Annotated in this window: 12 protein-coding genes; all 12 read left to right on the top strand. The window is 56.0% G+C overall.

The features are described 5' to 3' along the window. The first annotated feature begins 13 nt into the window (after positions 1-13). Positions 14-1,300, top strand: coding sequence for a quinol:cytochrome C oxidoreductase (locus tag DDQ68_RS10690; protein ID WP_170121923.1), 1,287 nt, complete (start codon positions 14-16; stop codon positions 1,298-1,300). A 106-nt stretch (positions 1,301-1,406) separates the two neighbouring features. After that, the gene (locus tag DDQ68_RS10685; protein ID WP_109656288.1) at positions 1,407-2,483 is read left to right on the top strand and encodes a cytochrome c oxidase subunit II; all 1,077 of its coding nucleotides are present in this window, start codon (positions 1,407-1,409) and stop codon (positions 2,481-2,483) included. Positions 2,484-2,515: 32 nt separating this feature from the next. After that, the gene (locus tag DDQ68_RS10680; protein WP_109658398.1) at positions 2,516-4,390 is read left to right on the top strand and encodes a cytochrome c oxidase subunit I; all 1,875 of its coding nucleotides are present in this window, start codon (positions 2,516-2,518) and stop codon (positions 4,388-4,390) included. A 113-nt stretch (positions 4,391-4,503) separates the two neighbouring features. After that, entirely contained in the window at positions 4,504-5,601 is a 1,098-nt protein-coding gene (locus DDQ68_RS10675) for a COX15/CtaA family protein (RefSeq protein WP_109656287.1), read from the top strand. Between the two features lie 55 nt (positions 5,602-5,656). Further along, complete coding sequence (cyoE, locus tag DDQ68_RS10670) at positions 5,657-6,529, top strand: heme o synthase (RefSeq protein WP_109656286.1); 873 nt, start codon at positions 5,657-5,659, stop codon at positions 6,527-6,529. Positions 6,530-6,609: 80 nt separating this feature from the next. Then, positions 6,610-7,197, top strand: a complete 588-nt coding sequence (locus DDQ68_RS10665; RefSeq protein ID WP_109656285.1) for a cytochrome c oxidase subunit 3 — start codon at positions 6,610-6,612, stop codon at positions 7,195-7,197. Between the two features lie 21 nt (positions 7,198-7,218). Further along, complete coding sequence (locus tag DDQ68_RS10660) at positions 7,219-7,989, top strand: cytochrome c oxidase subunit 3 (protein ID WP_109656284.1); 771 nt, start codon at positions 7,219-7,221, stop codon at positions 7,987-7,989. 90 nt (positions 7,990-8,079) lie between these two features. After that, positions 8,080-8,433 (top strand): cytochrome C oxidase subunit IV family protein, encoded by a 354-nt coding sequence (locus DDQ68_RS10655; protein ID WP_109656283.1) that lies wholly within the window; start codon positions 8,080-8,082, stop codon positions 8,431-8,433. A gap of 27 nt (positions 8,434-8,460) precedes the next feature. After that, positions 8,461-9,108 carry a thioredoxin domain-containing protein gene (locus tag DDQ68_RS10650; protein ID WP_162550024.1) on the top strand — a complete coding sequence of 216 codons (648 nt, stop codon included), beginning with the start codon at positions 8,461-8,463 and terminating at the stop codon, positions 9,106-9,108. Then, positions 9,092-9,661 (top strand): DUF420 domain-containing protein, encoded by a 570-nt coding sequence (locus DDQ68_RS10645; RefSeq protein ID WP_109656281.1) that lies wholly within the window; start codon positions 9,092-9,094, stop codon positions 9,659-9,661. Before DDQ68_RS10650 ends, DDQ68_RS10645 begins: the two co-directional genes overlap by 17 nt. A gap of 65 nt (positions 9,662-9,726) precedes the next feature. Beyond that, positions 9,727-9,984, top strand: a complete 258-nt coding sequence (locus DDQ68_RS10640; protein ID WP_109656280.1) for a hypothetical protein — start codon at positions 9,727-9,729, stop codon at positions 9,982-9,984. A gap of 103 nt (positions 9,985-10,087) precedes the next feature. Next, the gene (locus DDQ68_RS10635) at positions 10,088-13,912 is read left to right on the top strand and encodes a sensor histidine kinase (protein ID WP_162550023.1); all 3,825 of its coding nucleotides are present in this window, start codon (positions 10,088-10,090) and stop codon (positions 13,910-13,912) included. Positions 13,913-13,934: the final 22 nt, after the last annotated feature.

Genomic DNA, 13,934 nt, shown 5'->3' with positions numbered 1-13,934 from the left:
TCTCGCACGCACTATGGCAACTCTGACGCATCAAGAAAGCGCCACGGCTGAGCAACTCGTCGTTACGGATGGCGCCCGTAAAATCTTTTTTGCCATCATAATTGCTGGCGTTGTACTACTGGTGGTGGGCCTTATGGCCGCTATCTTCCACTGGGGTACTGGGCCCGAAGCCACCGGAACGGCCACGCACGGGACCGGTAGTCCTATCTGGCTCAAGCGCTTAATCATAAGCTTGTGGCACAGTAACTTGTTTTTTGTCGGTGTCTCAGCCGTGGGTACGGTGTTCCTAGCTATCAACTACGTGGCCTATGCTGGCTGGTCGGTGGTAATAAAACGAATTTCTGAGGCATTCAGCGTCTGGCTTGTACCGGGAGGCGTTATTATGCTGGTCGTATTTCTCTTAGGCCGCCATGACATTTTTCATTGGACGCAGGAGGGCGTTATGACCAAAGGAGCGGCTAATTACGACCCCATCATCGCCGCCAAGGGCGGCTTTCTCAGCGGGCCATTCTACATCTTCCGAATGGTGTCGTACCTGACAATCTGGGCAGCCTTCTCTTGGAAGCTACGCAAGCTTTCTCTGGAAGAAGACTTGCACGGCGGCACCCGGTATTTTCATACTAGCGTGACCATGTCCGCAGGCTTTCTGGTGCTTTATGCCGTCACGTCTTCCATGTCTGGTTGGGATTGGGTGATGTCGGTCGATGTACATTGGTTCAGTACCTTGTTCGGCTGGTATGTTTTTTCCTCGTGGTGGGTATCCGGAATTGCCGGCATCACGCTGACAGCTATTTTTCTTAAGCAAAATGGCTATTTGCGAATGCTCAACGCCAACCACTTACACGATTTGGGTAAGTTGATATTTGGCTTCAGTATTTTCTGGACCTACCTGTGGTTTTCGCAGTTCATGCTGATCTGGTATGCCAACCTACCCGAAGAAGCGGTTTATTTCAATCAGCGTCTTGGCGGTTTCAATGGTCAATACACGGGTCTGTTTTTCCTTAACATAGTCATCAATTTTGTCTTCCCCTTTTTGGCGTTGATGACTCGCGATGCTAAACGGCAAATGATCATTCTTAAAATCGTCTGTATTGCCATTCTCGTTGGGCACTGGATAGATTTCTATTTGATGCTAATGCCGGGCACTATGAGGGGCGAAAATGGGTTCTTGATAGAGATAGGTGTAGCAGCAATATTTTTAGGCGCATTCCTTTTGCTGATGACCCGTCGACTGGCAGGAGCTTTGTTGATTCCAGTCAACCATCCTTTTGTTGAGGAAAGTGTTCACCACACTACTTAGAAAGATGTTCATCAGAACTAACAGCCACGGCATATAACTTAAGCCGGCCACACCTGTTCTAAAGGCATCTAATAGCTATTCTTTGCTGGCTACCTAACAAATCACAATGTCTGCTCTTACTATTATAGCAGTTCTGGTACTGCTACTGGTCGTCCTCGGCTTGCTATTTCGTCTCCAGATTCTGTCTTCCATCTTCTCTGGATCATTTACTCGCGACATAGGCATGAGCAATAGCGTAAACGCTATTCTAATGCTCGTGTTCTTAGTTGGCGGCGGCGGATGGTTCGCTTATTCTTTTGTTCAGAACTATAGCAAAATGAATCCCCCGATTGCATCGGTTCATGGCCATCACATGGAAACGATGTTTTGGACAACGATGACAGTAATTGGTGTTGCCTTTGCAATCACCCAAACGCTGTTGTTTGTGTACGCCTACAAGTATCAGTACAAGGAGGGCCGTCGCGCTTACTTTTTTTCACACAACAATAAGATAGAGGTAATCTGGACTATCATCCCAGCCATTGTGATGGCTGCGCTCATTTTTGCCGGTTGGAAAGCATGGACGCGCATTACTGGCCCAGCTCCCAAGGACTCCGTGGTAGTGGAGTTGATGGGTAAGCAGTTCAACTGGTTGGTGCGTTATCCTGGTCGGGATTTGAAATTGGGTGTTATCAACTACCGCCTGATTGATGCTTCTAACGATTTCGGTATTGACCTTAACGATCAGGCGTCGCAGGATGATTTTACAGTGAACGAGATCCATATACCAAAAGGCCACCCGATACTATTCAAGATTCGTTCGCGTGATGTTTTGCACGCAGTGTACATGCCCAACTTTCGAGTGCAGATGTATGCCGTTCCAGGTATGCCTACTCGTTTTTGGTTTACCCCAACAATGTCTACCGATGAGATGCGTGCCAAGTTGGGCAATCCCAAGTTCAACTACGAGCTAGCGTGCAATCAGGTCTGTGGTAAAAGCCATTATGCAATGAAGGCAACTGTTATTGTAGATGAACCGGATGATTATCAGAACTGGTTTGCCTCACAAAAATCGTTTGCCTCACAAAACCCCGACTTGGTTGCTTCTTTTAAAAAGAAAGCAATCCAAGATATAGCGAAACCAAATGTGCCTACCGAATCAAAAGAAGTAGCACCGGTTCCTCTGGCTAACGCTTCTTACTAAATACAAATCAAAAGCCTTTCGATATGTCAGATATGTCAGCCAAGCCGAATTTGTCAGCCGGGGTTCAGACGGCCGGTGGTGTAGGCACTGCCCCTGTATCGCACACGGAGCATGGCGATGCCCACCACGATGAGCACGAACACCACGATCAGCACTGGTTATGGAAGTACGTGTTTAGCCAAGATCATAAGGTTATTGGTAAGCAATTTCTTATTACCGGGATATTCTGGGCCATCATCGGTGGCACGCTGTCTAGTCTTTTTCGTCTGCAATTGGGTTGGCCGGAAGGCACAATGGAGTGGCTCACTCCCTTGCTTGGCAAATGGGTAGAAGGCGGTAAACTCAATCCAGAGTTTTACTTAGCCTTAGTAACGATGCACGGTACCATAATGGTATTCTTTGTGCTTACCGCCGGGCTTAGTGGTACCTTTTCCAACTTCTTGATTCCATTGCAAGTGGGGGCCCGAGACATGGCTTCGGGTTTCATGAACATGCTCTCGTACTGGTTCTTTTTTCTGTCGAGTCTTGTTATGTTCTCCTCCCTGTTTTTGGAGACTGGTCCTGCTGCTTCGGGTTGGACTATTTATCCTCCGCTCTCAGCTCTACCACAGGCAATTCCGGGTTCGGGAATGGGTATGACGATGTGGTTGGTGAGCATGGTGTTTTTCATCATATCGCAGTTGCTAGGTGGTGTTAACTACGTTACTACCGTTATTAACCTTCGCACCCGTGGGATGAGCATGAGCAAACTGCCGCTTACCATTTGGGCGTTCTTTTTGACAGCTATCCTTGGTATCCTCTCCTTTCCGGTACTTTTTTCAGCAGCTCTGTTGTTGGTGTTTGATCGTTCTTTTGGCACCTCGTTTTTCCTTTCGGACATATACATTGCTGGACAGGCTTTACCCAACCAAGGTGGTTCGCCAGTATTGTTCCAGCACTTGTTCTGGTTCCTGGGACACCCAGAGGTATACATCGTAATTATGCCAGCAATGGGCATGGTTTCGGAGGTGTTGGCCACCAATGCTCGTAAGCCAATCTTTGGCTATCGTGCTATGATTGGGTCACTAATTGGTATTTCACTGTTGTCTTTCGTTGTGTGGGCTCACCACATGTTTGTGACAGGCATGAATCCTTTCTTAGGTTCGGTGTTCATGTTCTTAACGTTGATCATTGCTGTTCCCTCCGGTGTAAAAGTGTTCAACTGGCTGGCGACGTTGTGGCGTGGTAACATTCGCTTTACCACTGCAATGTTGTTTAGTATCGGGTTTGTATCCCTCTTCATCTCGGGGGGCTTGACAGGCATTATTCTGGGTAACGCTACGCTGGATATTCAGATGCACAACACTTACTTCGTGGTTGCTCACTTCCACTTAGTAATGGGTTCGGCGGCATTCTTTGGCCTATTCGCTGGCGTCTATCATTGGTTCCCGAAGATGTTTGGTCGTATGATGGACGAGAAGCTTGGCTACATTCATTTTTGGCTAACGTTTGCGGGTGTTTACTTGGTGTTCTTGCCTATGCACTACATCGGTATCGCCGGCTTCCCCCGTCGTTATTACGCGTGGACTGGCTTTGATTCTTTCTCGCAGTTTGCTGACCTGAATAAATTCATTTCAGTTGCGGCCATCGCTGCTTTCGCTGCTCAATTCATTTTCATCTTCAACTTTTTCTACAGCATTTTCCGTGGCCGCCGTGCTACGCAAAATCCGTGGAATTCTAACACTTTGGAATGGACCACTCCCATCGTGCCAGGACATGGCAACTGGCCGGGTGAGATACCTGCTGTTTACCGTTGGCCTTACGATTACAGTAAGCCAGGATCAGAGTCGGACTTCATTCCACAGAACATCCCTTATTCTCAAACGCAGTCTTCTAACTTGCCTTACGAGCAAGAACTAGCCGACTAACTAAAGGAATAAACCGAAGTCCTGAGCGGGCCGCCTGATCGGCGGCCCGCTTTTTTGTGGCGCACTACAATACGTAAAGTGCTTTGCAATTGTCATTTAAAGATTCACTGCTCATGCAAAACGCTGCTTACCGACGTTTCCGCTTCGTCGGGTTGCTCACTGTGGTAGCAATCTATTTATTGATTCTGGTAGGAGGAGTAGTTCGAAGCACTGGGTCGGGTATGGGGTGCCCTGATTGGCCGAAGTGTTTTGGTACTTGGGTGCCGCCTACTGACATTAGCCAACTGCCCGCTAATTATAAAGAGGTTTATACTGCGCAGCGCGTAGCTAAGAACCAAAAGCTTGCCCTTACGCTGCAGCGGATGGGATTCGCCCAGGTAGCAGGTAGCATTTTTGCCCATCCTACGCAGTATATAGAAACTGATTTCAATCCCGTTAAAACTTGGATTGAATACGTGAACCGCCTGCTAGGGGCCCTCATCGGCGTATTCGTGTTTTTGACGGCTGTATTCGCTTGGTCATACCGCCGCCGCGATCCTCCAGTATTTTGGCTGGCTGTGGGAGCCTGGCTGTTAACTGGTGTGCAAGGCTGGTTAGGTTCATTAGTGGTGTCAACCAACCTTTTGCCAGTAATGGTGACTATTCATATGGGGCTGGCTCTGCTAATCGTAGCTATGTTGCTGTATGCCGTGGACCGAGCTCAGATGCAAGACAACCCATCTATCAATATTCGCCCTCAAGCAGGCTCGAATAGCGGCTTACAGGCCGTATTGTGGGTAGGGCTTCTAGTCACGTTTGGGCAAATTGTGCTGGGAACCCAAGTGCGTGAGCAGGTAGATATGGTATCGGCAGTGGCAAACTATGCCAACCGTGCCGGTTGGGTTGCGCAGTTGGGCAGCAGTTTTACTGTGCACAGAGCATTCTCGGCAGCTGTAGTGGTACTGGTGTTGTATATGGCCTACGAGCTATGGTCGCTGGGGTCCTATTTGCGGCGACTGGCACAGGGCATGGTAGCTGTGCTGGTATTGGAACTACTTGCTGGCTTAGTGCTGGCATACGGGGCCCTGCCCCCAGCAGTGCAACCGGTGCACCTCACGCTGGCTACTGTATTGTTCGGGTTACAATTTCTCGGGCTGTTGGCCGTCGGGCGATTGAATGCTAAACCGAAAATTGGTGTGCCAATCCAGCCGGCCCACAGGGTTGTTGCGTAACTTTATGGCCCCGTTCGGCTTTCATTTGCTGAGTGGCTTTTGTAGTAATTATTGAATGATCAAGGCCCGCGCCTATTTTCAGCTGCTTAAATTCCGGCTTTCGCTCACAGTGGCGTTTTCCAGTGCTATTGGCTACATGCTACGGGTAGCGGAATTCCGCTGGACGAATGTACTGTTAGTGATGCTGGGCGGACTACTGGTAACGGGAGCAGCCAACATCATCAACCAGGTCCACGAAAAGGATTTGGACAAGCTGATGACCCGCACGGCTAAGCGGCCACTTCCGCTCGGTATCATATCACCGGCCGAGGCATGGGTCTTTTGCGTGTTGTTGGGCGTTTCCGGGCTGGCACTGCTAGCGTTGCAGTTTAACTACCTCACGGCGGCGCTGTCACTGCTGTCGTTGGTGTTATATGGGTTTGTGTATACGCCACTCAAAACCATTTCGCCCGTTTGCGTGGCGGTGGGGGCCCTGCCAGGTGGGTTGCCTCCCCTTATTGGCTGGGTTGCAGGCATGGGCCCCGCAGCTACGTTTGCGGCCATGGGCCCCCAGCCGTGGGTGTTGTTTGGTATTCAGTTTATGTGGCAATTTCCGCACTTTTGGGCCATTGCCTGGGTGGCCGATGACGATTACAAGCGAGCTGGATTCAAGATGCTGCCTTCGCCAGGTAAACGCGACCTGCGTACGGCTTTTCAGATAATGACCTATACGCTGCTGCTTATCCCATTGAGCTTGCTGCCGCTCGAATTCAATATTGCCGGCCGTATTTCGGCGGGCGTGGCGGTGGTGTGCGGCGTGCTGTTTTTGCTGCTCACGTTTCAACTCATGCGCACCCAGGACCGCAAGGCCGCGTTGCGCATCATGTTTGCTTCTTTTTTATATCTACCCATCGTACAAATTGCGCTGGTGTTGGACAAAATACAGTAGTTTATTGTTACACATTCAAGGGCAAATTGCTCTTGCCGGCGCCGTTGCCGGCCGCACTTAGCAATTCGCCAAACAACTTTATGAATCCCATCGAAACCTTCTCAGAAAAGGAAGTCGGCCTGGGCTGGCACCCTAAACGTGTGTTGCTGATTTTGCTCATGGTGTCGAGCACCATGATTTTTGCTTCGCTTACCAGTGGTTTCATCGTGCGGCGAGACGAAGGCAACTGGCGTGAGTTCGACCTGCCCACCATTATGGGCATCAACACCATTGTAATTGCCTTGAGCAGCATTGCTTTGCAGTGGGCTTACAGCTCGGCCAAAAAAGATGAAATAGGCCGGGTCAAAATTGGCTTGGCACTCACCTTAGGGCTCGGGCTGGTATTTTTGGTCGGGCAATGGATATGCTGGGGCGACCTAGTGGCAGGCCGTACCTTTTTCGGTGGAATTGACGCTAACGTGTCTGGCTCGTTTGTATACGTGCTCATGGGCATGCACGCTTTCCACTTACTTGCGGGGCTGATTTTCCTGGCAGTTGTATTGCGCCGAACCTTTAACTATCAGGTGCATTCGCGGGCATTATTGTCCATCGGCAACGTTTCCATCCTGTGGCACTTTTTGGGAGCTCTTTGGCTGTACCTGTATTTGTTCTTACTTTTGAACCACTAAAACGCCCTATCTTTATCCGCTATGGCCCAAACCACCACCTTGCAGCCCACTGCGGCCTCCACCCTCGACGCTCCCCGTACTGGCAACTGGGACGGCGGCAACGAACCCTTTAAGGCGAGCTACGGCAAGCTCATGATGTGGTTCTTCCTGTTGTCGGATGCTTTCACGTTTGGAGCTTTTCTGACCACCTACGGCATGATTCGCCATAAACACGAGGTGTTTACCGGCGAAGCATCAGCATTCCATTTTAGTACGAAATGGTGGCCTATCCCTGACCACGTATTCAATGCTTTCCCTGGGATGGGCCATGCCAACGTACCCCTGGGATTTGTGGCGTTGATGACGATGATCCTCATCTTTAGCTCCGTGACGATGGTGCTGGCCGTGGAGGCTGGCCACCGCATGGACAAGAAAGATGTGCAGAAATGGTTGCTTTGGACCATTCTTTTCGGAACGATCTTTTTGCTTAGCCAGACTTGGGAGTGGGGGCACTTCATCCGGGGCCATGAAGAAGGTACGCTGATGGCCGACGGTACGGTGTTCCACGGCGCCAATCTGTCGATGAACCAGTACGGCCCCGTACTATTCGCTGATTTGTTCTTTTTCATCACCGGCTTTCACGGTACGCACGTGCTTTCTGGGGTATGCTTGCTCGTCTGGTGCTTCATTGCTACCACCAACGGCACTTTTGAGAAGCGCGGCCACTACGAAATGGTGGAGAAAATTGGCCTCTACTGGCACTTCGTTGACTTGGTGTGGGTATTTGTCTTCACCTTTTTCTACTTGGTCTGATTAGTGAACAAGCACGTGCTCAACTGAACGAGTGATACCGTTTGATTGCGTACGTTGCGAAGATTATTCACTTACTTTTATTCGCGCATTATGTCTGCTCCTGTTGCTCCTGACCATGCCGTACAAACCGGCGAAATCACCAAACCCAATACGGCCGGGATTTGGAAAATATTTTTCATACTGGTTGGCATTACCGCCATTGAGTTTGCTGTCACGTTTGCCATGGAGGCGCAAAGCGTGCGCACCTTGCGCAACAGCATCCTCATTGGCCTGACCATTTTGAAGGCGTTCTTCATTGTAGGTGAGTTCATGCACTTGAAGCATGAGACCAAAGGCCTTATATGGACTATTTTGGTGCCTAGCGTGCTGTTGGTGTGGCTGCTGGTTGCTTTGGTGACAGAAGGTTCTTCCATCGGCGAAACGCTGAGCAATATGTTCAGCTAACCAATGCGGCCCCGCCAGACCTTGTTGTTGGGCCTTCTGTTAATGGTGCCGGTACTGGCTTTTCTGTTTCTGTACCGCTTTGGCGCTAATCGTTACGCGCTGCCAACTTATTTGCCCGACCGCGTGGATTCCACGCAGGTTGGCGGTAAGTGGCAGCGCGATACTGTTTTCCATCAAATCCAACCGTTTCAGCTGCTAGCTTCCAATGGACGTGAACTGACCAGCCAAAGCCTCGGCCGCGGCGTATGGGTAGCCCAATTGTTTGGTCCCGATGAAACGAGTGCCCGCGTGGCGCGCGAGTTGCTGCAAGTGCAGGAAAAATTTCGTCAGGAACCACTGGTGCACCTGGTGTCAATTGTGCTGGAGCCGGGCCCTGCGCCGGTTGCCACTTTAGCCCAATTGGCTGAGCAATACGGCACCATCGCTGGCAAATGGATGTTTGCGACGGGGCCGGCCGATGCGCTGAAACAGGTGGCGCAGCAGGAATTGGGCCGTGCCGCGCAGCCGCACCAATTGCTGCCCGTGGTGGGGCCCAACCTACCGCCCGGTACACTGTTATTGATTGACCGGGACTGCCGGGTGCGGGGCGTTTACGACGGCACCAAGCCCCGGGAAATTGACCGGCTGCTCACCGAAATCAACGTGCAACTTTACGAATATGCCCACTCCCACTGACCAACTGCACCCGCCCGTGCTGCCCGCTGGCAACTACGCGCGCTACAAGATAATTCTGGGCACCCTGGGCGTGGTGGTGCCGCTGCTGGTGGCCGTGCTGTTCACATTTCCGAACCTGTTCCGCATTCCAGGGGCCCAGGTAAAGTTCCTGCCCGCTGTGAACGCGGGGCTGAATTCGTTGACGGCGGTGGCATTACTAGTCGGGTTTTATTTCATCAAGCAAAAAAACGTGCTGGCACACCGCGCCTCCATGGGCACAGCTTTTGGGCTGGGGGCCCTGTTTTTGCTCTCGTACGTAGCTTATCATTCGCAGGTAGACAGCACCAAGTTTGGCGGCGTAGGGGCAATGCGTTATGCTTACTTCTTCCTGCTGCTCACCCACATCAGCCTAGCCGTAGTAACGGTGGGCCTGGTGCTGTTTACCTTGTATTTCGCCCTTACTGGCCAATACACCAAGCATAAAGCCATTGCGAAGTGGACGTTCCCGGTGTGGCTGTACGTGTCGGTAACGGGCGTGGTGGTATACTTCATGATTGCTCCGTACTATACCTGAGCTAGCGGCTTGGGGCCATTTGGGGCGTTGGAAACTTTCTTCTTAAAAACCTGTTGGTTAATTGTATGAAAACGAAAGCATTTTTCCGGGGAGTGGCGGCGCTGGCGCTGGCCTTTATGTTGGGCTTGGCGCCAATGGTAGCGGGGGCCCAGTGCGTTATGTGTAAAGCCCAGGTTGAGGCTGCTAAGGCCGAGAACGATGACTACGACGTGACGGGCCTTAACAAAGGCATTGTGTACATGATGACCGTGCCCTACTTGCTAATGGGTGCCGTGGGCTACTTCTGGTACCGGCGCACGCATCCGAAGCCGACCAAGGTATAATCAGCTTGGCTGCGGGCTGCGGCTACATCGGAACAGTTTTGCAAAAATGCCGCCAATTGGCGGCATTTTTGTTGGAAATGCATTTCGTACCAGCCCTTTGCCCGTGAGAAAATTGTTGGCCGCCCTGCGCCCGGGCCCGTGGGCGCTGCTGGTGCTGGCGGCGGTGTGCTTTGCGAGCGGTTTTCTGGCCAGCCGGTACGGGCAGCTGCCGGGCGTGGTGCGCCGCACCGACCTGCGCCGCCTGCACCAGCTGGTGCGCGCCGCCGAAGTGGTGGCTGGCCGCGACGCCGATACGGTGGCCGCCCAGGTGCAGCACAGCAGCTACGGCTTCGCCCAGCTGCTGCGCCAGACTTACTACCCCACGTTCGTTTTTCAAGACGGGAAGCTGCGCTACTGGTCATCGGCCGCGCTACGCCCCACCCCGGATGACTTGGTGGGGGCCCTGCCCGAGACGGCGGTAGAAACAACGTTCGGTCAGTTTCTGCTGGTGCGCCGCCGCGTGGGCCACTGGCAGGTGCTGGCCTACGTGCCGCTGGAGCGCCACTACGGCATCAGCAACCGCTACTTGCGTAAGGGCGGCACCGCCGACGTGTTCCAGGGCCTGCGCCTGCGGGTGGTGCTCGACAGTGCAAACCGGCGGCTACCGGCGTTTCGGGACCCGGCGGGGCGGTACTTGTTTTCCATTCAGCAGCAGGCCCCGTACCGGCTCACGGGCCAGTACGCGCCGCTGGGACTGCTGTTGCTGGGCGCGCTGTGCTACGGGGCCGGGTGGGCGTGGCTGGCGCTGCGCTACTGGCGGGCCGGGCGCGTGGAGGCGGCCCTGGCAGTGCTAGCCGGGCCGCTGCTATTGCTGCGCGGGGCCCTGCTGTACTGGGGGTTGCCGTTTTCCCTCATTGAGCTGCCGCTGTTCGACCCGCGGGTGTATGCCGCTTCACGGCTGTCGCCTTCGCTGGGCGACTTGCTGCTGAACGCGGTGCTGGTGTTTGGCGGGGCGGCGGCGGTGGGCGTGCTGTGGGTGCGGGCCCGAGTGGCGGCGCGGGTGCGGGCCCCGCGCACCATGCCGGGGCAAATGGTGGTAGTGGCCGGGCTGGTGCTGCTGTTCTGGGCCCTGCTGCAGCTGCTCTACGGTACTTATACGGACATGCTGAACAGCAGCCAACTCAGCCTGGACGTGACGCGGGGCCTGCCCGTGACCGGGTTCCGGCTGGTCCTGGCCCTGGCCCTGGTGGTGCAAACGGGGGCTTACCTAATCGGGTTTTTCCTGCTCACGCAGCTTGCCGACGCGGTGATGCGGCACGTGTCCGAATCGTTTTTGGTCCCCGCCACGGCCCTCACGGCGGCGGTGGTGCTGGCAGTGGGGGTGGCCACGGGGGCAGTGCAGTGGCAGCTACTGAGCGTACTGGCCACGTTTGGGGCGCTGGTGCGGCTGGCGCGGCTGCGCGCCGGGGCCCTGGGCGGCTACCAGCTGGGGGCCCTGGGCGTGCTGCTGGGGGCCCTGGCCGCCGCCACCGGGGCCCTGGTGCTGCACCAGCAGTTCGAGCAGCAGCTGCTGGCCGACAAGCAGCGCCTGGCCAGCAGCTTGCTGGTGGACAACGATTTCCAGGGGGAGTTTCTGCTCGAAGAGCGCATCCACAAGATTGCGGCCGATCCGTTTGTGCGGCAGGCGCTGGTGGGCGCGTTTGGCCAGGCGGGCGACGCCGAGCGGCGCGTGGACCGCCAGTACCTGGGCGACTACTTCGATAAATACGAGAGCCAGGTGACGCTGTACGACGCGGCCGGCCAGCCGCTCGACGCCCCGGCCGGGACCCCCAGCCTGGCCAACATTCGGCGGGCCATCCGGCGCAATGCTACCCGCACCGACCAGCGGGGCGTGTACCTGCTGCGCTCCGACAACTCCTTTAGCTCGCGGCACTACGTGGCGCTGGCCACGGTGGAGGGCCCCGGGCCGGGCCGGGCCGGGCCGGCGCTGGGCACGGTGCGGGTCGATCTGACGCTGAAAAAACTGTCGTCGTACAGCGTGCTGCCCGAGCTGCTCGTCGACCAAAAGTTCTTCCAGTCCAGCGTGGTGAGCCAGTTCAGCTATGCCGGCTACGACCACGGCCGCCTCGTGTACAGCGAGGGCGAGTTCGACTACGCCAACCGCCTGCCCGCTACCCGCCTGCGCGACCCCGCCCTGTACACCAACGGGCTGGAGCTGGGCGGCTTCCAGCACTTGGCCGTGCGCGGGGCCCGGCAGCGGGCCGTGGTGATTACCACCGCCCGCTACTCGCTGGCCGACGGGCTGGCCAACTTCTCGTTTCAGTTTTTGCTGTCGGTGGTGTTTTGGTTGGTGCTAGGCGGGGCGTGGCTGCTGCTGCGCCGGCGCGCCGGGGCCCGGCTGCGGCTCAACTTCAGCGGGCGCATCCAGCTGCTGCTGAACATGGGCATTGTGGTGCCGCTGCTGGTGGTGAGCATCGCCACGGCTAGCCAGCTCATTGCCTCCTACCGCCTCGACCTTATCCGCACCTACGAGCGGCGCGGGCGCCTGGCCCTGAATAGCGTGCGCGCCCAGCGCCACCTACTGGCCGACTCCACGGCCCGGCCTGTGCTGGCCCAGCTGGCCCGCACGGTGGCCGCCCTCACCGAAACCGACGTCAACCTCTACAACGCCCGCGGCGAGCTGCTGGCCAGCAGCCAGCCCCTCATTTTTGAGGCCGGGCTGCTGGGGCCCCTGCTGAACCCCGAGGCCGTGGCCACGCTGCGCGAGCGCGGGGCCCCGCGGGCGCTGCTGACGGAGCAGGCTGGCTCGCTGGCCTTCACGGCGCTGTACCTGCCGGTGCGGGCCAGCGCGGGCGAGGTGGCCGACAGCGCCGGTTACCCGCCGGCGGGGGCCCGGCGCCGCGTGCTGGCCGACGACGAGCTACTGCCCGACGACGCGGCGGGCCCCATCGTGGGCTACGTGGGCGTCCCGTTTTTCGACTCGGCCAAGAACCTCGATACCAAGCTCACGGGGCTGTTCACGACGCTACTCAACATCGTGACGCTCATGTTTCTGCTATTTCTGGGGCTGGCCTTTGTGGCGGCGCGCCAGCTCACGGCGCCGCTCAAGCGCATCACCGAGCGGCTCACCCGCACCACCCTCACGGGCCAGAACGAGCCGATTCCGTACCGCAGCAGCGACGACGAGATTGGCCTGCTTGTGCGCGAGTACAACGCCATGATTGGCAAGCTCGAAGCCAGCCGCCGCGAGCTGGCCGCCCAGGAAAAAGAAGTGGCCTGGCGCGAAATGGCCCGCCAGGTGGCCCACGAAATCAAGAACCCGCTCACGCCGATGAAGCTCAGCCTGCAATTTTTGCAGAAGGCCATTGCCGAGCGCCGCCCCAACGCCGAGGAGCTCATCGGCCGCATCAGCCAGACGCTCATCACGCAGGTAGACGTGCTGAGCGACATTGCTACCTCGTTCAGCACCTTCACCAACCTGCCCGCCATGCGCCCCGAGCGCCTCGACGTGGTGGCCGTGCTGCGGCGCTGCGCCGACCTGTTCCAGCAGAGCGACGGCGACGAGCACGACGAGCTGCGCTTTGAATTGCCCCCCGACGGCGCGTTCACCGTGTTTGCCGACGAAAGCTTGCTGGTGCGCACCTTTAACAACCTGCTGCTAAACGCCAGGCAGGCCGTGCCGCCCGGCCGCCCGGCCCGCCAAACCGTGGCCCTGCGCGCCGAGGGCCCCCACAAGGTGCTCATCACCATCGCCGACAACGGCACGGGCATCGCCGACGACGTGCGCGCCAAGGTGTTCGTGCCCAACTTCACCACCAAGGAAAGCGGCTCGGGCATTGGGCTGGCCGTGGCCAAGCGCGGCATCGAGAGCGCCGGGGGCCGCATCTGGTTCGAGACGGTGGTGGGGGAGGGCACCCAGTTTTACGTTGAGCTGCCGCTGGCGGGCTGAGCGTTGGTGAAGAAAAGATGAG

The organism is Hymenobacter nivis, assembly GCF_003149515.1.
GTDB lineage: Bacteria > Bacteroidota > Bacteroidia > Cytophagales > Hymenobacteraceae > Hymenobacter > Hymenobacter nivis.
Note: the sequence above shows the minus strand (reverse complement) of the source record. Positions and strands in the feature narration are given on the sequence as shown.

What these genes read in the sequence shown, in the direction of transcription:
- DDQ68_RS10665 (WP_109656285.1), top strand. Translation starts at nt 6,610, where the DNA reads ATGAATCCCATCGAAACCTTCTCAGAAAAGGAAGTCGGCCTGGGCTGG.
- DDQ68_RS10655 (WP_109656283.1), top strand. Translation starts at nt 8,080, where the DNA reads ATGTCTGCTCCTGTTGCTCCTGACCATGCCGTACAAACCGGCGAAATC.
- DDQ68_RS10680 (WP_109658398.1), top strand. Translation starts at nt 2,516, where the DNA reads ATGTCAGCCAAGCCGAATTTGTCAGCCGGGGTTCAGACGGCCGGTGGT.
- DDQ68_RS10685 (WP_109656288.1), top strand. Translation starts at nt 1,407, where the DNA reads ATGTCTGCTCTTACTATTATAGCAGTTCTGGTACTGCTACTGGTCGTC.
- DDQ68_RS10675 (WP_109656287.1), top strand. Translation starts at nt 4,504, where the DNA reads ATGCAAAACGCTGCTTACCGACGTTTCCGCTTCGTCGGGTTGCTCACT.
- cyoE (WP_109656286.1), top strand. Translation starts at nt 5,657, where the DNA reads ATGATCAAGGCCCGCGCCTATTTTCAGCTGCTTAAATTCCGGCTTTCG.
- DDQ68_RS10640 (WP_109656280.1), top strand. Translation starts at nt 9,727, where the DNA reads ATGAAAACGAAAGCATTTTTCCGGGGAGTGGCGGCGCTGGCGCTGGCC.
- DDQ68_RS10660 (WP_109656284.1), top strand. Translation starts at nt 7,219, where the DNA reads ATGGCCCAAACCACCACCTTGCAGCCCACTGCGGCCTCCACCCTCGAC.
- DDQ68_RS10690 (WP_170121923.1), top strand. Translation starts at nt 14, where the DNA reads ATGGCAACTCTGACGCATCAAGAAAGCGCCACGGCTGAGCAACTCGTC.
- DDQ68_RS10645 (WP_109656281.1), top strand. Translation starts at nt 9,092, where the DNA reads ATGCCCACTCCCACTGACCAACTGCACCCGCCCGTGCTGCCCGCTGGC.